Below are 20,418 nucleotides of genomic sequence, written 5' to 3'. Positions count from 1 at the left end.
ACGAAAATAGAAGGATAAAGGAGTATTGTTATGAATACAACGCGTAAAGCTACGATTAGCGAGACAATCGTCAAACGAGCATTTATTGATTCATTCAAAAAGCTTGATCCACGGATCATGGTAAAGAATCCAGTGATGTTTGTTGTTGAGATCGGATTTATCGTGACATTAATCTTGACGTTTTTCCCTACCATCTTCGGAGGAGAATCTGAGCCAATATATAACGGGATGGTAAGCATGATCTTGCTAATTACGATATTATTTGCCAACTTCGCGGAAAGCTTAGCTGAAGGAAGAGGAAAAGCACAAGCGGATAGCTTGAAGAAAACAAAGCAAGACACAAAAGCAAGACTGCTTCAAAAAGATGGAAGCTTCAAAATGGTCAGCTCAACTGAACTACGAAAAGGTGACATGATCATAGTAGAAGCAGGAGAATTGATCGCTAGTGACGGAGAAATCATTAAAGGTGTTGCTTCAGTTGATGAATCAGCCATTACCGGAGAATCTGCTCCGGTCATAAAGGAATCTGGCGGTGACTTTAGCTCAGTAACAGGTGGAACAAGGGTAATAAGTGACAGCATTAAAGTTCGTATCACGACTGATCCGGGTGAATCATTCTTAGATCGTATGATTAATCTTGTTGAAGGTGCAAAGCGACAAAAAACACCGAATGAGATTGCACTGAATATATTACTTGTCAGTTTAACATTAATATTCTTGATTGTTTGTACAACATTAGTGCCGATATCAAGCTATGTAGGTGTAGCAATTCCTGTTGCAACATTGATTGCTTTACTTGTTTGTTTAATTCCAACAACAATTGGTGGACTTCTCTCTGCAATAGGTATTGCCGGAATGGACCGTGTTACACAGTTCAACGTTATTGCAATGTCAGGGAAAGCAGTTGAGGCTTCTGGTGATATCAATACGATTATTCTTGATAAAACAGGTACAATTACACATGGTAACCGGATGGCAGCATCCTTTATTACTGTTGAAAAAGTAAATCACGGTGAATTAACAAAAGCGGCATTGCATTCATCTTTACACGACGAAACACCTGAAGGACGATCAGTGATTGAACTGGCAAAAAAAATAGGTGTTTCCGAGACTGAAATAGATGTAAATGGATCAGCAGGAGTTGAATTTAAAGCAGAAACAAGAATGAGTGGTACTGATTTTTCAGATGGACGTCAAGTACGCAAAGGTGCAGTTGATGCAGTTAAAGAATATGTAAAACAACAAGGTGGTAGTATTCCTTCTGATTTAGAAGAAAAAACGAAAATGATTGCAATGGAAGGTGGAACGCCACTTGCTGTTGCTGAAAATAACCGAATATTAGGACTTATCTATTTAAAAGATACAGTAAAGCCAGGTATGAAAGAGCGTTTTGATGAATTAAGAAAAATGGGGATTAAAACGGTAATGTGTACAGGGGATAACCCTCTAACAGCTGCAACAATCGCCCGTGAAGCAGGAGTTGATGATTTTATTGCAGAGGCAAAACCGGAAGACAAAATTGCCGTAATTAAAAAGGAACAGGCGGAAGGAAAGCTTGTTGCGATGACAGGTGACGGAACGAACGATGCTCCAGCGCTTGCTCAAGCCGATGTAGGTCTTGCGATGAACAGTGGAACAATTGCTGCGAAAGAAGCCGCAAACATGGTCGATTTAGACTCAGATCCAACAAAAATTATTGAAGTAGTTGCCATTGGAAAACAGCTATTAATGACAAGGGGTGCCTTGACAACATTTAGTATAGCAAACGATGTGGCAAAATATTTTGCCATTATCCCTGCTATGTTTATGGTGGCCATTCCACAAATGAGTGCTTTAAACATTATGAGTTTAACAACACCACAAAGCGCTATTTTAGCTGCTTTAATCTTCAATGCCATCATCATTCCATTGCTCATTCCGTTAGCGATGAAAGGTGTTAAATATGTGCCAATGAGTTCAACGAAGCTGTTGAACCGTAATTTATTGATTTTCGGTCTTGGTGGGGTCATTGTTCCATTTATCGGGATTAAGTTGATTGATTTATTGTTAGTCTTAATGAATCTTGTTTAACATTATATTTTAAAGCAAAGGTGACGATAAAATGTTGAAAAATTTACGATTAAGTCTAGTTTTACTTCTTATATGTGGAGTGGCTTATCCGCTAGCAATGACAGGAATTTCTCAAGTGATTATGCCAGCTAAAGCTGATGGTAGTATGATAAAAGATGAAGATGGAAATGATGTGGGTTCAGAGTTGATTGGTCAAATGTTTACAGATCCAAGTTACTTTAGTGGACGTGTTTCTTCTATAGAATATAACGGAGCTGGATCTGGTTCAGGAAACTATGCACCTTCTAATGAAGATATGATTGAACGGACGAAAGAGGACATGGAAGCATTCTTGAAGAATAATCCAGATGTGAATAAAGAAGACATTCCAGCAGACTTATTAACAAACTCTGGATCAGGACTTGATCCACATATCTCACCAATGGCAGCTGAAATTCAAGTTCCTCGCGTTGCAAGTGAGCGTGGATTAAGTGAAGAAGAATTAGAAAAGCTAATTGAGAAACATACAGAAGGTCGTCAGTTTGGGGTTTTCGGTGAGCCGAGAGTGAATGTATTAAAACTAAATATGGCGCTAGATCAATTCTAATAGCCTTAAAAAGGAGAGGAATGTTCTCTCCTTTTCCCCTTGTAAAAAAAGGAGGGAATGATTAGTGGGTGAGCAATTTAGAAGAAAATCACCAGAAGAAATTCTTGAGTCTATATCAAAAGTAAATAGAGGTCGTCTTAAAATTATTTTAGGCCCTGTAAGTGGATCAGGGAAAACCTATCATCTACTCCTTGAGGGAAATGAGTTAAAGAAACGTTCGATTGATGTAGTGATAGGATTGGTAAGTGCTTCTAACCAATCAAAAACAATCGAGCAAATTGGTCAACTTGAGAGTATCTCTCCTATTCATTGGAATGATCATGGAACGACGAGGCAGGATGTAGACTTGGAGGCCATTTTAGCACGTAATCCTGAAGTTGTCCTAGTGGATGAGCTTGCCCATCGTAATCGTCCTGAATCTAGAAACAAAACAAGATTAGATGATGTATTAGAGCTAATCAGCAAAAAAATTAGCGTTATTACCACGTTAAACATTTACGAATTACAGGGTGTAAAGCAAATAGCAGAGAACCAACTAGGTGTTCGTGTTCATGTGAGTCATTGTGTACCCGAAAATACGTTAGATTTAGCAGATGAAGTACGGCTTTTAGATGTTCCACCTAATGTGATTCTTAATCGGTTGCAGGATAATGAAAATGTTGGGGATGAAACCAAAGAAAAGGAAAAATCGGCATTATTTCAACGAGACAATCTTGCTGTATTAAGAGAATTAGCACTTCGATTTGTTGCAGAAGAAGTCAATGAAGCATTAGATGATTATCGTGAAAAGCAAGGAATAGTTGGCGCATCGGGTGCAACGGAGAAAATTTTAGTGTCTGTTCAATATCATTGGAATGGGTCCATACTCATCAGAAGAGGTCATCAAATAGCAAAACGCTTAGGCGGTGATTTACAGGTTGTGTGTTTTCGTTCCTCCAAAAAACCCTTATCAGAGAACGAAGCAACTTATCGACGTTCAATCAAGAAGCTCGTTGAAAAGGTTGGCGGTGAATTTGAAGAGCTGCCACTTATAACAGAAAATGCAGCGGAAGCAATCGTCTCCTATGCAATGAAGAAGAATATTTCAAGAATTGTCATGGGTCAATCTAAGCGAAGTCGTTGGGAAGAAATCGTCTATGGATCCATTATTAATAAAATCTTACGAAAAACGAATAACATTGATATTTTTATCGTAGCAGATCGTGCAGAAAAAGACGGCGAAAGAGTGCTACCCGCTAAAAAGGTAAAACAGGATCAATCAGATCCATATCGTCGCCTTACAAAAAAAGAAATGGAAGCAGAAATTCATAAAATCAAAGCGGGGACGTTAAAGGTGTATATTGGCTCAGCTCCAGGAGTAGGAAAAACATACACAATGCTTCGCGAAGCTAATGTTTTAAAAAAGAATGGAATAGATGTAGTAATAGGCCTGCTAGAAACACATGATCGGAAAGACACGTTAGAACAGGTTGGTTCTCTAGAAATAATCCCAAGGAAAAAAGTCCATTATAAAAATGCCATCTTGGAAGAAATGGATACGAATGCAATTATAAATCGTAATCCAGAGGTTGTACTAGTTGATGAACTAGCCCACACAAATATTCCTACAAGTAAATATACAAAACGCTATCAGGATGTTGAAGAGCTGCTTAAAGCGGGTATATCTGTTATATCAACAATGAACATTCAGCATGTAGAAAGCTTAAATGATCATGTTTATCAAATAACGGGTGTACGAGTTCGTGAAACTGTGCCAGATCATGTATTGGGCAAAGCCGATGAAATCGAACTTATTGATATTTCAGCAAAAGCACTAAGACAGCGTATGCGTGAAGGTAACATTTATGAAATGACTAAGGTAGAACAATCACTTAATCATTTTTTCAAAACGGGGAACTTAATTGCCTTAAGGGAGTTAGCCTTAAGAGAGGTGGCAGACGATGTCGATGAGAGATTAGAATCATTAGAACGAAAACGTACATTAAGAGGTCCATGGCGTAAGGAAGAAGTGATCTTTGTTTGTGTAAATTTACGTCATGACAGTGAACGGTTAATAAGACGAGGCTTTCGAATTGCCTATAGACTGAAAGCTAGCTGGTACGTTTGCTTTGTAAAAGATCATTCTCCATTAACTGCTGAAGAAGAAGGTATGCTGCAAAAAGTGGTCTCCTTAACAGAGAGGCTTGGAGGCACTTTTGAGATGTATGAAGCATTTAATCGACGAAAAGTTGTTACTGAGCTTGTCCATCAGCTGAACGAGAAAAGTGCCACTCAAGTCATTATTGGCCAATCTGCTCGAACAAGATTGGAGGAAATTATGAAAGGTTCAGTTGTTCAAAAATTACTCCGTTTAGTACGCCATTTAGATGTACTAGTGGTAGCTGATCAAAAACCGGTGACTGTTAACAATAGTAATTCATGAAATTAAGAGAATTAAAGGATGTAGACGGATGAATGTAGCTTTTTTTCTAATACCTAAACAAGAAGTGGCCTACTTAGATGATCACTTTACGATGCGGCAAGCCATTGAAAAAATGGAATATCATCGTTACAGTGCAATACCGATACTTACTAAAAACGGAAAATATGTTGGTACATTAACTGAAGGCGACTTACTCTGGAAGTTGAAACATACTCCAGACTTAGATTTGGATAAAACCGAGGAAATTCTTCTGAAGGATGTTCCTTTGCAAAGAGACGTTAAACCAATAAGTGTTCGGACAGACATTGAAGGAATCTATAATTTAGCAATTGATCAAAACTTTATTCCAGTTGTCGACGACTCGGAAACTTTCATCGGAATTATTAGAAGAAGAGAGTTAATTGAATATATGTTTAAGAAGATAAATGGCTGAACCGCTTTGGAAAAAAGATTCACTAATCAAAATCAATATTCGGACTACGATTAATTATAAATCATTTATATACGATCATGCGTGTTGATTATCCAAAATCAGACAGACTTTTCCTTATGAATGTAGAAATAGTGGTATAGAATTACGGCCAATTCTGCCTGCCATTCCAGCGGCAGCGCGCCTGCAAGAAGCATTCGCTGAAAACCAGCGAGTGATAACGGCGATCTCGAAATGGAAACTTTCGTCTGAATATAGAGCCATTTCAGTAGGACATAGGCAATCAGCGCCGCAAAAAGCTGGTTGTACATCGCATTTTCGGTCGTACCAAGTAACACCGGCATATTCAAGTTTTGCTTGATTCAACGGAAAAAAGATTCGACGGACCAGCGCGCTTTATACATATCGCAGACTCGTCACAACGCGGATTTCACGTTCTTCATTTAGCTAAATGTTGAAAGAATGAATTGGGACAGATTTATCAGAGATGGAGGAAGCAATCGTGGTAGGACAGAAGAGAAAGCTCGAAGCAGAGCTGAGTGAGGCACTCATTAAATTACAGCGTGAATTGATTGGCCACGGGCCGCAGGAAACAAAAACACATATTGCCCAGGACATGGTCATCACCCGTTTCAAAGGAGTCATGACGGTTGAAGAAAAGCATTTAGCTGGTCATCCAGACGGAAGAAAATTGGTGAAAGAAATGCGCCAAGTGCTTCGGGAAATGCACAGTAAGCAATTTGAAGAAATTGTAGAAAAGCACACAAAGTGCAAAGTCCTTTCCAGTCATAGTAATATGAGCACAAAAACAGGTGAGCATATCGAAGTATTTATTATGGACCGCAAATTGGAAAAATGATTCGTTGCTGAACAAAATAATATTGACTTTAAAAAATAAGCAGAATAGAATAAATTCCATCAACAACTATATACCTCAGCCTAGCCCCTTCATCGGGAATGGAGGACCCAATCTAGTGGGGCTAATTCTACAGTTTAGTAGAAGGAATGAAAGCAACTCTTTCGCCATCCTGTTCTTCGGCTAAAGTGAAGGAGGCTTTTTTTGATGCGTTATGAGCGGCGAAAAAGAGCAGCTTGGAAGACCGAACGCAAAGAGAGCAGAGATGCTTGCTGGGCGTTACGTAGACCAATGATGTCTTTTTCTCTTACAAAACAGGAAGAATTTTTCCTTTGTTTTTGTGCGGAGAAAAACGTCATTGGTCTTATTTTTATTTTTAAAAGAAAGGGCTTTGATATGGATAATCAAACTTTCTTTAATAGAGCTATTTTATGGACGAGCGCCATCTTTTTATAATTTGTTGACAACATCCCTTTTGTCGCCACTATGATACTTGTGATTCAAGAAATGGGGAAATGGGTATGACTAATTTGGAGCCGTTATGGCGGATTCTGTCCCTAGGAGCTTGTTTAGGCCACTATATAGGAGCGAGTGCCAACTTGGTTGTAGCTCAGTTAGCTGCGAAAGAAGGCCATCCTATTTCCTTTTTAAAATATCTAATCATTAGCTTTCCTTTAATGATTATTTCTATAGTAATATCAACAGTTTACGTTTACATAACATCCCTTTTGTAAATACTTAGGCGAAAAACTATTTTAGTTGGGAGCTAATTATGAAGCAAATAAAAGGCTATCTTGATCCACCAAAAATTCTTGTATTGGGCTTTATAACTGTCATTCTTATCGGGGCATTGTTATTGACTCTTCCCATTGCCACAGAAGATGGAAAGGGCCTCTCGTTTTTAAATGCTTTATTTACCTCTACATCTGCTACATGTGTAACAGGGCTTGTCGTTGTAGATACTGGAGATACATTTACCATGTTTGGTGAGTTGGTCATATTATCGCTCATTCAAGTCGGTGGATTAGGATTTATGACTTTTGCAACTTTTTTCTTTCTCCTATTAGGTAAAAGAATTACTTTAAGGGGAAGGTTGCTGCTACAGGAATCTTTAAATAACACATCCATTGAAGGGATAGTAAGGTTAGTAAAAAGAATATTGATATTTACTGCAGTGATTGAGATTATCGGTGGAATTATTTTATCGATTCGTTTTTCTTTCGATATGCCAATTGGAAAAGCCATCTATTTTGGTTTTTTTCATGCAATATCAAATTTCAATAATGCCGGTTTTGATTTAATGGGGGAATTCCGGAGTCTGATCCCTTATGTAGATGATCCTATTGTAGTTCTAACTGTATGCCTCCTTATCACATTAGGTGGAATAGGTTTTATTGTTATGAGTGAACTTTATGAATACCGTGATACCCACCGTTTATCTGTGCATACGAAGGTGGTATTGTTAACAACCTTAATTCTAACGCTTGGTGCAACCATTTTAATCTTCACATTTGAATATGGGAATGATAAAACATTAGAGCCTTTATCCAATACTGGAAAAGTATTAGGATCATTGTATCAAGCAGTTACTCCGAGGACAGCAGGTTCCAATACATTACCCATTGGTGATTTAACACAACCTACTTTGTTCCTGATCATTTTTCTTATGTTTATCGGAGCAGGTTCGGGATCAACGGCTGGAGGCATTAAAATAACTACCTTCGCTGTTTTAGTAGCAACCGCGTGGTCTCAGATTACAGGAAAAGAAGATGTTGTATTATTTAGACACAGAATTTTGATGGAAACGATATTAAAAGCACTTACTGTTACCTTAAGTGCCTCGTTCCTTGTAATCATCGTTACCATGCTGCTAAGCATCACAGAAAAGGGACACGATTTTATCATGTATTTATTTGAAGCAACTTCTGCCTTCGGTACAGTTGGTCTATCCATGGGATTGACTCCAGAATTATCTCCTATTGGTCGTGTACTAATTATTTTCACGATGTTTGCAGGAAGATTAGGTCCTTTAACAATTGCTTTTGCAATTGCTATGAGGCGTAAACCGGATGCTTTCCGTCATCCGAAAGGAAAAATAATGATCGGGTAATCCGAATATAGGGAGTGTGGATATAAATGGTGAATCAACAATATGCAGTTATTGGTTTGGGGAGATTTGGTACTAGTGTAGCTCGAAGATTACATGAGGCTGGACATGATATTTTAGGAATTGATGTTAATGAAGAACGAGTCGAAGATGCTGAATTATACGTGACTCATGCAGTCGTGGCGGATACCACAGAAGAGAAAACACTTACAGCCGTCGGAATTCGCAATTTTGATTGTGTAATCGTAGCAATTGGGAATGATATGCAGTCCAGTATTTTAACAGTGTTGCTTCTAAAAGAACTGGGAGTGAAAAAAGTAATCGCGAAAGCTCTAGGTAAGCATCATGGACAGGTTTTAGACAAAGTAGGGGCTGATTGGATTATCTATCCTGAAAGAGATATGGGAGAACGTGTTGCAAATCAGCTCTTGTCACCAAATGTGTTGAACTACATTGAACTGTCAAAAGAATACAATATAGAGGAAATATTAATCCCTTCAAGAATGGCTGAAAAAAGTCTGCGAGAACTTGATATTCGTGCCAAATATAATGTTAGTGCCATTGCCATCGTAAGAGAAGGAGATATCATCATATCTCCACCTCCAGATCAGATTATTCATAAAGGAGATTTATTAGTAGTGATTGGGAGCAGAGAGGATCTAGCCAGATTTTCAAATATAGAATGACAGTTGTCCGGACAATAAGTCGGACGAGAGCCAAAGTAAAGAAATCTTAGCTTAAATTATTTAACTAAGCAAAGGCTGATGAATTAAGTATTTTAGCTAAGATGCAATAAACTAATCAAGACAACGGTGTACTCACTATTTTATCCTAGAGTGGCTTACAATTTGTAGCCACTCTTTTTTGTGGATATGAAGACCGCTGTTCTCTATTAGCAGGATAGCTTTTTTATCAAGAGCTATAAAAGCATTATGGTAAGTTCCCATTAGAAACTCATATAAACTTTCTTTATACTGTCTGTTCATAAATTCAGAATACACAGAGATAATTCAAGCAGGGAATAATGATTGTACTATTGTACAGTAACCAACTCCTTTTGTAGGGATAAATTCATCAATCTTTACATCTTTGAATAATTGGATATGCTTGTGACTCGTGACCTCTGCGATAACATAAACAGGTGTATTCATTTTTTCTTCCATTAATGTTATGGCAGTTGCTACTAATAATGTTTTTCCATCAACAAGTAACGGATCTTTTATAGTATAGTTTGCTTGTACTATTTCTTTGGCAAAAATGAAAATACCTTTTGCTTTAGGTAAGTTTGCACGGAGTAATACTTCTTCATTCGTAGCATCTCCGCGAATATAAAATACATCATCCTCTGCTGCAGGAGCTTTTTCAGCATTATCAATGACGACAATATCAATAGTTTGATCAAATTTAATTATTTCTTGGACAGCAGCTTTTACTTTTTCACTCCATCCAATTAGGATAATGTGATTCGTCCCTTCAAATCTATAGTGTGATTAACAGTTGTTTGTTTATCATTATCTAGAAAATCATGGTTTTGGTTCAAATTAAGACTTAACTTTTCTGTGTCCAAATTATTGACTCAAATCCATTGGATCATCTATTTAAATCTTTAATTAAGGTTAAGAATCACAGTTTTTCCATATACCTTAACAAGTTGTCAATTTATACACCCTATCAATTAATTTACCGAACTCAAATATAAATCGAGTAAAGGTTCTTCTTTATGAACAATTTCCTCTACATAAGCAATGGCATCTCTATGGTTGAGAACTTCTAAATGCTCACGCATCGTTTTTCCACCTACGGTAATTCCTTCTAATACGACTTTCGTTTCATTAATCGTTAACGTATTGCCTTCAATGGCATTTGAGTTATATGTCCACTCAACCAATAATTTCTCACGCAAACTTTTTAACGTGTATTTAGGTAAAGGTCGTTTTTCATCTAGCAGTGCCTTCTTTTGATTAATTTGTTCAAGCATTTTTATCACCTCTCTAAGATGCTACCGTAATTTTTAGTCAATCCATATAAATTTTATTCAGAGTTTCTTCCATTATAGCTGTGTTTTTAATTTTAAGTGGGGATAATACTGCTCTTTACACAAAAAAACATCCCGGTGACACAAGTGCTCCTCCTCTTTGTAACACAGCCATCATCATCACCCATCACACCATATGTTTTGCGTACGATTCCCCAGCGATTATACGCATTCAGACGATATGAACAACGTAATAATCTAACCCCGTTCCAACTGCCATAAAAGCTTGTTTACCAAACTTTTGCCTTCCCTCACATTTGAAAACCATAATCCATGATTGTTAATAATGTTAAAGAATAACATTATATACCGTTTTTTACAATTTACTCACATACAAATTCGATTATGATGATGACAATAGATGGAACTCTACAAAACACAATAAATATAAGGATTTTTTTGTGTTTATGGATACACTTGATAAGTTTAAAAGTCGAATGTATCCAATAATTTAAAAGTGAATGGAGGGATTGAATGTTGTAGTGATAATAAAAATAACAATTATTAACATGGATAGAACAAGAAGAGACCACACGGGTTTTTAAAGTTAGTAAAAGATTAACTGTGTCTAGAGCGACCGTCTATCGTGACATAAAGTTATTAATGGAGTGACAGAGATTGTTCAAAATATCGAATATTTACTTATTTTCCTGAAACATACGTTTTCCCTAACCATTGTTTTTTGATGAAGCTATTTAAGTGATTATGGAAGATTTAAATAGTGGTGTTTGCTGCCAACGAAAAATAAAAGAGAAGAGAAAAGAATGGGAACCATAAAAGCAGAAAAGTCAAATTAAGATGAAGGGAAATCAGCTGAAAAGTGTACTTCTTGAATGCTTAGTAAAATGGATTGAAATCTAAAATAATGAAATAACAAGATCCCTAAAGGAGGAATATACATGCGTACGGTATTAGAAACAGTTGGACATACGCCATTAATTCGCTTAACTAATCTACTTCAATCAAACGATTCAGATATTTTACTAAAGATGGAGCGAACCAATCCAGGCGGAAGTATTAAAGATCGACCGGCTCTATTTATTATAGAACAAGCTGAACAAAAAGGATGGTTGAAACCAGGGGGAACCATTATTGAATCTTCATCAGGGAATTTTGGCATCTCACTGGCTATGATTGGAGCGGCTAAAGGTTACCGAGTCATTGTTCTCGTTGATCCAAAAACGACCCCTGTAAATCTAGCGATGATGAATGCCTTTGGAGCAGAGGTCATTGTCGTTACTGAACAAGATGATAGCGGATCTTATCACAAAACGAGAATTGCATTAGCGAACAAACTTCATCGTGAAATTCCTAATTCCTTTCGGCCGGATCAATGCTTCAATCCGTGGAATGGACAAGCTCATTATCATCAAACTGCTCAGGAGTTAATGGAACAATGTAATGGAGATATAGATGCTGTTGTATTAACTGTTAGTACTGGTGGTCAGATTGGTGGATTTTCTCGATACTTCAAAAAACATGCTCCTCATGTCAAAATTATTGCTGTAGATGCTGTCGGTTCTACAATTTTTGGGGGACAAGCCCATTCTTATTTATTACCCGGAATGGGGCTAAGCTGGACACCTACCAACATCGATAATTTAAGCTTGATTGATGAGGTATACAAAGTTCCAGATGAAGATGCTTTTTTGATGTGTCGCCTTCTAGCTAAGCACGAAGGGATTATGGGGGGAGGTTCTACCGGAGCTGGTATGGTTGCCGCATGGAAAACAGCACAATTAATGGGTACAAATAAAAAGGTTGTTTGTATAGCAGCGGATAATGGAGAACGTTACCTACCTACTATTTATAACGATGAATGGCTAAAGGAACTAGGATTACATACGTACCTCACTCCGGAAGAAATGCGCATTCGTGCAAAAAAACTTGAACCCCATAGTACGAATCCGATAGAGACAGCTAATTATCAACCGGAATTAGATGAGTTGCTTGATTCTCCTAGTCGGTTTCTTGAACAGGTGACGTTGCAATGACCGTTCAGGAACATCCATTTTCTCCAAAAGCATTACAGGTATATGCTGTCACGATTTTATTTTACTCCATTATCTATATGGTATTGATGGTTCTTCCATTCTATTCTATTACCATTGGGGCAAGTAAAACCCAAATTGGTTTCATAATGGGGGCCACGATGCTTGCTTCGACGATTGCACGACCGATTGCAGGCAAGATTATTGATCGATATGGAACAGGTAAAGTCTTTGTCATCGGTTTATTAATCTTTGCGATTTCACTTTCAGGATATTTTTTTCCTAGCATCGGGATGTTTATTATTGTACGGCTGATTCAGGGAGTGGTTGCGGCTTTTTTTTCAACCGCAATGGAGATTATCACAATCGATTTGCTGTCTGAGCGAATGCGGGCGCAAGGATTATCTTTGTACTCCCTAGCTACTATCCTGCCTACCACCTTCGGGCCGGCAATAGCGTTACTATTAAAAGACTACATGCCGATGTCTTGGATTTTCTTTTTGTTTTTCACAATGGGGGTAGGAAATTTTGTTTTCGGATTGCTTATTTCTAGACAAATTCAAAGCCAAATAGAACATAAACAATCGAACCATTCACCTTTTCTTGGATCTTGGAAACATCGCATCCTGTTATTGTCTTCGGGAATCATGTTACTTGCTTCCATTGCAAATGGAGCGATATTTACATTTTTACCCTTATACTTAGAACAAAATGGATCAAATTTTGCAGAAATCTATTTTCTCATACAGACTCTTGTTCTAGTGTTTTCTCGTTTCTGGGGACGTAAATGGATTCCATCTGACGGTACGGTCCCTTATAAAGTAGTGTTTTTAACCATTACTCTTGCGGCAGCTGGAACATTGCTCATTGGAGTAAGTAATTCCCCTATTGGGTTGTCTATCGCTGCAATTTGTAATGGAGTCGCGTTCTCACTACTATATCCAGCACTTCTAACATTTGTTTCATTCTCAGTCCCACATCAAAATCGAGGATTTTTATTGGGTCTATTTATTGGTGCTGCCGATTTAGGATTTGCCATGGGGGCATTGGTTATGGGTCCTCTTGCAGATGCTTCATCCTTTTCTCTCATGTATATCACATGCTCCGTTTGTTGTTTATTAGCTCTAGCGTTCATTCCAGGGTATCGGAGAAATCAACTCAAAAAGGAACAAAAGAAGGAAGCTGTTTAATTATAAGTCGTTTAACTCTAATTATTAAAAGAAATATCATGAAATTAAATCAAACGAATTTTTTACTAAAAGTAAGAGGTGCTGTAAATTGAATAGTCGGAAAAGTTCAAATTTATTTTCTATATTCGCCATAATTATGGCTCTGTCTATGCTAGTAATGGGCTGTAGTCAGGGAGACAAGGCGAAATCTCAAAATAATGTAACTACGCAAGATACCAGTCATGCAAATACAATGACACTTTCTTGGAACAAGGATATCGGTCCTTTAAATCCTCATATGTATGCTCCGAATGAATGGTTTGCACAAGCGATGGTTTATGAATCTCTTGTTCAGTACGAAGAAGGAGGAAAGATTGAACCTGCCCTTGCAGAGAGTTGGGATATTTCCAAAGACGGGAAAGAATACACATTTCACTTACGCCAAGGTGTCAAATTCTCTGATGGATCTGATTTTAATGCCAACATAGCCAAGAAAAATTTAGATGCTATCCTTGCTAATGCAAATAAGCACGATTGGTTAGAACTCATTAATCAAATGAAAAGTGTAGAAGCAGTAGACGATTATACACTCAAAATTTCGTTCAAAAATCCATACTACCCAGTGTTGCAGGAACTAGCATTAATTAGACCTGTTCGCTTCCTTGGTGAAGCAGGGTTTCCTGACAGCGGTAACAATACGGAGGAAATTAAAAAACCAATTGGTACAGGTCCATGGGTACTAAGCGAATACAAAAAAGATGAATATGCAACTTTTACAAGAAACGAAAATTACTGGGGCGAGAAACCGAAGCTTGAGAAAGTTGTAGTTAAAATTATCCCAGATGGGGAGACCCGTGTACTAGCTTTTGAAAAAGGGGAATTAGATCTCATCTTTGGAACTGGGCTCATTAGCCTTGATTCTTTTAAATCGTTGAAAGAATCCGGTAAATACGAAGCGAAGTTCTCTGAACCACTATCAACTCGTGTACTGGCCGTTAACTCAAACAAAGGAGCTACGAAAGATTTGAATGTTCGTCAAGCATTACAATACGGACTTAACAAACAGGCTCTGATTGATAATTTGTTCTATGGATTTGAGGAAAAAGCGGATACGTTGTTTGCTCCTAACTTTCCTTATTCTAATCTTGGGCTTAAACCTATGGATTATGATATAGAAAAAGCAAAGCAGCTTCTTGATGAGTCGGGTTGGGAATTATCTGACGGAAAACAGATACGTGAAAAGGATGGGAAACCTTTAGAATTAGATTTTGCTTACGTCAGTGATGACAATGTGCAGAAAGCTGTTGCAGAGGCGATGCAAGGAGAATACAGCAAGCTCGGAATCAAAGTAAATCTCGTAGGATCTGAATATCAGTCTCATGTGGAAAAACAAAAAAATGGTGAATTTAACCTAATCTTTAGTGAAACGTGGGGTGCCCCTTACGATCCTCACTCTTTAGTAGCTACTATGCGCCATCCTTCACATGGTGATTATCAAGCGCAGTTAGGCCTACCGATGAAAAAAGAAATTGATCAAAAAATTAACGAAGTTCTGATCAGTACGGATGAAAAAACAAGACAAGATTTATACAAATATATTTTAGGTACATTGCATGAACAAGCCGTGTATTTACCTATTTCATATATTTCTAATATTGCCGTCTATCAAAAAAATGTGAGTGGAGTTACTTTTACTCCTCAACAATACGAAGTGCCAATGCAAGATATTGAAATTAAATAAGAAATAACAAAATAGCTCCCTTATCAACGATAAGGGGGCTATAAAAAAGATATAAGAAATGAAATATTAATCAATAAAACAGATTGATACTACATTATTTGAGGAGTCAGAAATGTTTGGGTTTATCATTAAACGTCTTGTTAGTATGATCCCCATATTGGTAGGCGTATCTCTTATTACATTTATTTTGATTCATTTAGTACCTGTAGAACCTGCAGAAGCATACTTACGACTATCAAATGGGGTACCAACTGAAGAAGCGATACAGGAAGTTCGGGAGGAGCTTGGATTAGATAAACCGCTTTATGCTCAATATGTAGACTGGTTATATAAAGCAGTGCAGCTTGATTTCGGAACATCATTTGTCACTAAACGGCCTGTATGGGATGAGATGATGATCTATATTCCAGCAACAGTACAGCTTACCGTCACGGCGTTCATATTGATGCTCATTCTAAGCCTTCCAATAGGGGTATTTTCTGCGCTCTATAAAGATAAGCTTTTCGATCAAATAAGCAGGATGTTTTCTTATGTTGGGGCTTCAATGCCTGGTTTTTGGCTAGGATTTCTGCTGATTTATTTCTTTTCTCTGCAATTAAATTTATTTCCAACATCCGGGAAAGGGACATTATTTCACCTTGTTTTACCCTCACTGACACTAGCATTGGCACATATATCTACCTATGCAAGATTACTGCGAACCAGTATGCTGGAAAATTTCAATCAGCCATTTGTTTTTTATGCCCGTGCAAGAGGATTACGAGAGAGGACAGTCATTGTAAAGCATGTTTTAAAAAATGCTTTGTTGCCAGTGATCACTGTCGCTGGAATGGGATTTGGATATATGCTGGCTGGTTCGGTTATTGTAGAAAATGTATTTGCATGGCCAGGTATAGGTAGATTTTTTGTCTCTGCTGTATTTAATCGAGATTATCCTGTGATTCAATGCTATGTTTTATTTAATACTGCAATTTTTGTGCTTGTAAATATGGTTGTGGATATAGTTTGTGCTGCTCTTGATCCACGTATTCGTTAAAAAGGAGAGAGTCCAGGATGGTAAAGATGGATCGAATAAAAATCTTTCAGAATAAGCTGCTTGTTCTGAGCCTTATTATTATTACCATAATGATAATGATCGCCATTTTTGCGCCAATTCTAGCTCCTCATGATCCAAATCTAATTGATTTATCAAATAAATTAAAAGAACCGTCATTAACTTTTCCGCTTGGCACGGACCACTTAGGTCGATGCGTTTTATCTAGAATCATTTATGGCACACAAGTTTCTATAGGTGCTGCCTTTCTTGTTATGGGTATAAGCATTTTTATCGGTATCATTATCGGTACCTTTGCAGGCTATAAGGGTGGTTGGATTGATCAAGTTTTCATGAGACTTTGTGATGTACTATTGTCATTTCCAAGTCTTGTCTTATCCTTGGCGCTGATTGGAATATTGGGACCAAATTTTAAAAATCTCATTATAGCTTTGGTGATTGTTCAATGGGTGCCTTACGCACGCATGATTCGGGGATTGATGCTTGTTATGAAAGAGCGACATTTTATTATGGCTGCTAAGATAGCTGGTACAACGGATACTATTATCATTATTAGACATATGTTACCTCACATTTTGCCTCAAGTTCTTGTTTTTGCTTTTCTGGATATTGGGACGGTTATCTTGCATATTTCAGGATTATCTTTTCTTGGTCTTGGCATTCAGCCGCCCACTGCTGAGTGGGGAATGATGATTAATGATAGCAAACAGTTTTTACGAAATTATCCATCATTAATGTTATATCCAGGTATGATGATTATGCTAGTTGTGATGTCCTTTAATCTGCTTGGGGATTCACTGCGGGATCTTTTAGACCCGACTCATAAATAAACGGGGTTATGGATTATGAATAAAAAAATGGTGTTATCTGTGGATGATTTGCATGTACAGATACGGACACCCTCTCAAACTGTTCACGCTGTTAATGGTGTAAGCTTTCAAATAGAATCTGGAAAGGTATTCGGGATCGTTGGAGAAAGTGGATGTGGAAAGACATTAACTTGTTTGTCTGTAATGAATCTGTTACCAGATGGAGCTAGTGCCGTACAAGGAAGTATTTATTTAAATAATAAAAACATCTTCCATTCATCAGTAAACGAAAAGAGGTTATTACGTGGGAAAGAGATAGCCTTGATTATGCAAAATCCAATGACAGCTTTTAATCCCGTGCTTACAATCGAAAGTCATTTTATAGAAACGTTGAAGAGTCATCTTCCTATAACGCGAAAGGATGCTCGTGAGTTGGCTGTCAAGTATTTGCAGGAATTGGGACTCACTCGTCCTCATGAATTACTTCACCAGTACCCTTTTCAACTAAGTGGCGGGATGTTGCAACGGATTATGATTGCTTTGGCTGTTTCTTTACAACCGTCTTTAATCATTGCTGACGAGCCTACGACTGCTCTCGATATAAAAAATCAGCTTAGGGTTTTAGATCAGTTGAATAATTTGCGTGAGAACTATGGGACAGCCATTTTACTTGTTTCTCATGATCTTAATGTGGTATCTCAATTGGCAGATGAGGTAGCAGTGATGTATAAAGGCAGTTTTGTAGAAACTGCATCAGTACAGAACTTGTTTGAGAACCCACAACACTTCTATACGAATTTGTTAGTAGAATCAAGACAACGGTTAAACAAAAGAAGAGTCAGAAGAAGTAGCTTTATTAGTTATGAAAAGGAAGGCTCATGTTAAAGGAGAATGACATATGTCTTTATTAGAGGTGAGAGAAGTAACCAAAACGTATTCTCTTAAAAACCGTTACGGGCGTACATCTCAAAAAAACGAGGTAGTTAATAATGTTTCTTTTAGCCTTAATCGAGATACTTGTCTAGGATTGATAGGAGAAAGTGGATCTGGGAAGAGTACGCTCGTAAAAATCATTCTAGGGTTGGAAAAACCAGATCAGGGAGAGGTGCGATTTCGAGGCAAGAGTCTGTTCAAGTTACATTCCCACGAGCTTAAAGAGCTCAGACGAGATTTACAAGTTGTTTTTCAAGACTGTTACAACTCGGTAAATCCCCGATTAACCATAGAAGAGATTGTGGCTGAACCATTACGAAATTATGAAAAAATGACGGCAGAACAACAAAGAAAGAAAGTGCAGGAGCTTCTTGAGATTGTCTGCTTACACCCGGATGAGATGAAGAAATACCCTCATCAATGTAGTGGCGGTCAGTTGCAAAGAGTGAATATTGCTAGAGCGATTGCACTCAAGCCCAAAATGATCCTACTTGATGAACCGGTGAGTAGTTTAGATATGGTTGTACAGGCAGACATAATAGATCTCTTGGCCGATCTAAGGGACATGTTTCAATTGTCTTATCTATTTATATCTCATGATTTACATACGGTTCGATATCTGGCTGATCAACTCATGGTCATGGATAAGGGGAGGATTATTGAAACTTTAAACGATATGGATCAACTAGATCAACTGAAGCACCCGATCTCCCGTGAACTGATAACTACTATTTAAATTGCACTTTTGATTGGAATGTCAGCGCTATATTTAATGGACAATCGTTTGTATTCCATCGGACTGACGTATGTTAAATCACTCATGACCACCTTTTTCGCTTGTTCATGGTTTAGGCTTATTATCTGTTTTAGATCAAGGGTACATGACCTTTGTTTTTCTGTCTAGATAAGTATAGACAATTCAAGTGTGTGATCCGTTTCGTTAAGAGTTTTGGGTAGGTTTTTCGTTTATTCTTAAAGTGAGGTGTATTCAAATCAATGTCCCTTAACGAAACTTGTGGTTCTGATACAAAAATTCCTGTTTTCATTCAAAAACAGGAATTTTTTTGGATATTTTCTTATCATTTTAAATCTATAACAAATTTGATTTCCCCTTAGCGTATGAAAAACACAATCCCATCTTACTTAAAATCTATTATGGATCTGAAATGGCCGTCTACTGCAATACCAAAAAAAAATAAAGAGGCTCAGAGGCTCATCTGAATAGCTGCCAATCACAGCTCATTGTGTTCAATTCTATATAAATCCCGTTTAACCTTTCAATATCCTACCTGTATAAAATACATATTTATACTGGACATCCTTGTTTTCCTTTGTATCCTATAATTTCGTCTGTTTCTTGACGTCTGCTATTATCTCTTTAAAGTCGTCTCCTAGGGTAAAGCTATAATCATTTATAATTTCACCGTTTTGGTTGATTAAATAAAAATTAGTCCCATGTATGACCTGATCAGATGATTCAGGTTTTTGAATAAGGGTTTGAAATTCTTCTCTTGCAAACTTCTCGATTTCCTGCTGAGAATAGCCAGTCAGCATATTCCAATTAGAATCATCTTCGGTGAATTTTAACATGAATTCGTGAAGTTTTTCTGGTGTGTCGACTGATGGATCGACGCTAATGGAAACGAACTCCACTGGGATGTCTTCAGATTTTAATTTTTTCTGCAGAGCTGCCATATTAGCGGTCATTGGTGGGCAGACTGTTTCACAGCTGGTAAAGATAAAATCTGCAATCCATACTTTTCCTTTCAGATCTTCAACTCCAAAATCTTGTCCATGTTGATTCGTAAAAGTAAAGGATTTCATTTGATAAGGTTCATTTCCATTAAAATTACATGCCGAAAGAACGCCCGAAATTAGAACCATGACAAGGATCATAATATTTTTCAATTTGCACCTCATTTCTACAGTATTCTTGGACAGATAAAGAATTTGTATATGTATAACAAGAATAAACGATGATTGTGAAATATGTGTGAGGAAAGATTATAAATTCTTCAACAATATGCCGATATTATTTCTTTAAAAAAAGAAAGCAACAAACAGACAATCTGGAGAAAAAATTTTAAATAATAGGTAAGGTATTATATTTTACAGTAAAACCGGATGGCGATAGTCAAGAAAGAGAATCATTTTGAAACACTGTCCTAATATTGAGAGCACTGCAAAACACTTACATTTAAAGGGAGCACCCGAA

Annotated in this window: 17 protein-coding genes and 3 pseudogenes; 16 read left to right on the top strand and 4 right to left on the bottom strand. The window is 37.4% G+C overall.

All coding sequences use genetic code 11. The features are described from left to right. Positions 1-30: 30 nt before the first annotated feature. The 4 genes from kdpB to AWH49_RS13970 all read left to right on the top strand — a co-directional run bounded on the left by kdpB (position 31) and on the right by AWH49_RS13970 (position 5,511). Positions 31-2,070, top strand: coding sequence for a potassium-transporting ATPase subunit KdpB (gene kdpB, locus AWH49_RS13985; RefSeq protein WP_063966225.1), 2,040 nt, complete (start codon positions 31-33; stop codon positions 2,068-2,070). 31 nt (positions 2,071-2,101) lie between these two features. After that, entirely contained in the window at positions 2,102-2,656 is a 555-nt protein-coding gene (kdpC, locus tag AWH49_RS13980; RefSeq protein ID WP_063966224.1) for a potassium-transporting ATPase subunit KdpC, read from the top strand. A 64-nt stretch (positions 2,657-2,720) separates the two neighbouring features. Continuing rightward, positions 2,721-5,078 carry a universal stress protein gene (locus tag AWH49_RS13975; RefSeq protein WP_063966223.1) on the top strand — a complete coding sequence of 786 codons (2,358 nt, stop codon included), beginning with the start codon at positions 2,721-2,723 and terminating at the stop codon, positions 5,076-5,078. 28 nt (positions 5,079-5,106) lie between these two features. Further along, the gene (locus AWH49_RS13970; protein ID WP_063966222.1) at positions 5,107-5,511 is read left to right on the top strand and encodes a CBS domain-containing protein; all 405 of its coding nucleotides are present in this window, start codon (positions 5,107-5,109) and stop codon (positions 5,509-5,511) included. 98 nt (positions 5,512-5,609) lie between these two features. On the opposite strand, the gene AWH49_RS13965 is transcribed toward AWH49_RS13970, so the two are convergent. Further along, entirely contained in the window at positions 5,610-5,858 is a 249-nt protein-coding gene (locus AWH49_RS13965; protein ID WP_169816002.1) for a hypothetical protein, read from the bottom strand. A 149-nt stretch (positions 5,859-6,007) separates the two neighbouring features. Here AWH49_RS13965 and AWH49_RS13960 point away from each other — a divergent pair, with 149 nt between their 5' ends. The 4 genes and pseudogenes from AWH49_RS13960 to AWH49_RS13945 all read left to right on the top strand — a co-directional run bounded on the left by AWH49_RS13960 (position 6,008) and on the right by AWH49_RS13945 (position 9,157). After that, positions 6,008-6,367, top strand: a complete 360-nt coding sequence (locus AWH49_RS13960) for a Na-translocating system protein MpsC family protein (protein ID WP_063966232.1) — start codon at positions 6,008-6,010, stop codon at positions 6,365-6,367. 423 nt (positions 6,368-6,790) lie between these two features. After that, a pseudogene (locus AWH49_RS19400) lies at positions 6,791-7,098 on the top strand (hypothetical protein); the annotation flags it as partial. A 38-nt stretch (positions 7,099-7,136) separates the two neighbouring features. Further along, positions 7,137-8,474: a TrkH family potassium uptake protein gene (locus tag AWH49_RS13950; protein ID WP_063966219.1), complete on the top strand. Its 1,338-nt coding sequence runs from the start codon at positions 7,137-7,139 to the stop codon at positions 8,472-8,474. Positions 8,475-8,500: 26 nt separating this feature from the next. Continuing rightward, positions 8,501-9,157 carry a potassium channel family protein gene (locus AWH49_RS13945; RefSeq protein WP_063966218.1) on the top strand — a complete coding sequence of 219 codons (657 nt, stop codon included), beginning with the start codon at positions 8,501-8,503 and terminating at the stop codon, positions 9,155-9,157. A gap of 324 nt (positions 9,158-9,481) precedes the next feature. Here AWH49_RS13945 and AWH49_RS21330 read toward each other — a convergent pair whose 3' ends face one another. Together AWH49_RS21330 and AWH49_RS13940 are read right to left on the bottom strand one after the other, a co-directional pair. Next, entirely contained in the window at positions 9,482-9,928 is a 447-nt protein-coding gene (locus tag AWH49_RS21330; RefSeq protein ID WP_425305716.1) for an NAD-binding protein, read from the bottom strand. A 221-nt stretch (positions 9,929-10,149) separates the two neighbouring features. Next, positions 10,150-10,449 (bottom strand): annotated as a pseudogene (locus AWH49_RS13940) (Fic family protein); the annotation flags it as partial. Positions 10,450-11,016: 567 nt separating this feature from the next. Between AWH49_RS13940 and AWH49_RS21325 the strand changes: the two are divergent. From AWH49_RS21325 to AWH49_RS13905, 8 genes and pseudogenes are all read left to right on the top strand, one after another. Next, positions 11,017-11,118: pseudogene (locus tag AWH49_RS21325) on the top strand (HTH domain-containing protein); the annotation flags it as partial. A 287-nt stretch (positions 11,119-11,405) separates the two neighbouring features. Next, positions 11,406-12,500: a cysteine synthase family protein gene (locus AWH49_RS13935; protein WP_063966217.1), complete on the top strand. Its 1,095-nt coding sequence runs from the start codon at positions 11,406-11,408 to the stop codon at positions 12,498-12,500. Next, positions 12,497-13,687: a staphylopine family metallophore export MFS transporter CntE gene (cntE, locus tag AWH49_RS13930; protein WP_063966216.1), complete on the top strand. Its 1,191-nt coding sequence runs from the start codon at positions 12,497-12,499 to the stop codon at positions 13,685-13,687. Before AWH49_RS13935 ends, cntE begins: the two co-directional genes overlap by 4 nt. Positions 13,688-13,823: 136 nt before the next feature. Next, positions 13,824-15,407, top strand: a complete 1,584-nt coding sequence (gene nikA, locus AWH49_RS13925) for a nickel ABC transporter substrate-binding protein (protein WP_425305715.1) — start codon at positions 13,824-13,826, stop codon at positions 15,405-15,407. 112 nt (positions 15,408-15,519) lie between these two features. Then, positions 15,520-16,443 carry a nickel ABC transporter permease gene (nikB, locus tag AWH49_RS13920; protein WP_063966215.1) on the top strand — a complete coding sequence of 308 codons (924 nt, stop codon included), beginning with the start codon at positions 15,520-15,522 and terminating at the stop codon, positions 16,441-16,443. Positions 16,444-16,460: 17 nt separating this feature from the next. Continuing rightward, complete coding sequence (gene nikC, locus AWH49_RS13915; protein ID WP_063966214.1) at positions 16,461-17,291, top strand: nickel ABC transporter permease subunit NikC; 831 nt, start codon at positions 16,461-16,463, stop codon at positions 17,289-17,291. 15 nt (positions 17,292-17,306) lie between these two features. Continuing rightward, entirely contained in the window at positions 17,307-18,155 is an 849-nt protein-coding gene (locus AWH49_RS13910; RefSeq protein WP_063966213.1) for an ABC transporter ATP-binding protein, read from the top strand. Positions 18,156-18,168: 13 nt separating this feature from the next. Then, on the top strand, positions 18,169-18,939 hold the full coding sequence (locus AWH49_RS13905; protein WP_063966212.1) for an ABC transporter ATP-binding protein: 771 nt from the start codon (positions 18,169-18,171) through the stop codon (positions 18,937-18,939). A 602-nt stretch (positions 18,940-19,541) separates the two neighbouring features. Here the strand turns inward: AWH49_RS13905 and AWH49_RS13900 are convergent. Further along, complete coding sequence (locus tag AWH49_RS13900; protein ID WP_157723737.1) at positions 19,542-20,123, bottom strand: SCO family protein; 582 nt, start codon at positions 20,121-20,123, stop codon at positions 19,542-19,544. Between the last annotated feature and the right edge of the window lie 295 nt (positions 20,124-20,418).

The organism is Domibacillus aminovorans (assembly GCF_001643235.1).
GTDB classification, from domain to species: Bacteria; Bacillota; Bacilli; order Bacillales; family Domibacillaceae; genus Domibacillus; species Domibacillus aminovorans.
This window is presented reverse-complemented; position numbering and strand designations above follow the sequence as displayed.

What these genes read in the sequence shown, in the direction of transcription:
- nikB (WP_063966215.1), top strand. Translation starts at nt 15,520, where the DNA reads ATGTTTGGGTTTATCATTAAACGTCTTGTTAGTATGATCCCCATATTG.
- cntE (WP_063966216.1), top strand. Translation starts at nt 12,497, where the DNA reads ATGACCGTTCAGGAACATCCATTTTCTCCAAAAGCATTACAGGTATAT.
- AWH49_RS13970 (WP_063966222.1), top strand. Translation starts at nt 5,107, where the DNA reads ATGAATGTAGCTTTTTTTCTAATACCTAAACAAGAAGTGGCCTACTTA.
- AWH49_RS13950 (WP_063966219.1), top strand. Translation starts at nt 7,137, where the DNA reads ATGAAGCAAATAAAAGGCTATCTTGATCCACCAAAAATTCTTGTATTG.
- kdpC (WP_063966224.1), top strand. Translation starts at nt 2,102, where the DNA reads ATGTTGAAAAATTTACGATTAAGTCTAGTTTTACTTCTTATATGTGGA.
- AWH49_RS13945 (WP_063966218.1), top strand. Translation starts at nt 8,501, where the DNA reads ATGGTGAATCAACAATATGCAGTTATTGGTTTGGGGAGATTTGGTACT.
- AWH49_RS13935 (WP_063966217.1), top strand. Translation starts at nt 11,406, where the DNA reads ATGCGTACGGTATTAGAAACAGTTGGACATACGCCATTAATTCGCTTA.
- AWH49_RS13905 (WP_063966212.1), top strand. Translation starts at nt 18,169, where the DNA reads ATGTCTTTATTAGAGGTGAGAGAAGTAACCAAAACGTATTCTCTTAAA.
- nikC (WP_063966214.1), top strand. Translation starts at nt 16,461, where the DNA reads ATGGTAAAGATGGATCGAATAAAAATCTTTCAGAATAAGCTGCTTGTT.
- AWH49_RS13910 (WP_063966213.1), top strand. Translation starts at nt 17,307, where the DNA reads ATGAATAAAAAAATGGTGTTATCTGTGGATGATTTGCATGTACAGATA.
- AWH49_RS13900 (WP_157723737.1), bottom strand. Translation starts at nt 20,123, where the DNA reads ATGAGGTGCAAATTGAAAAATATTATGATCCTTGTCATGGTTCTAATT.
- nikA (WP_425305715.1), top strand. Translation starts at nt 13,824, where the DNA reads ATGGCTCTGTCTATGCTAGTAATGGGCTGTAGTCAGGGAGACAAGGCG.
- kdpB (WP_063966225.1), top strand. Translation starts at nt 31, where the DNA reads ATGAATACAACGCGTAAAGCTACGATTAGCGAGACAATCGTCAAACGA.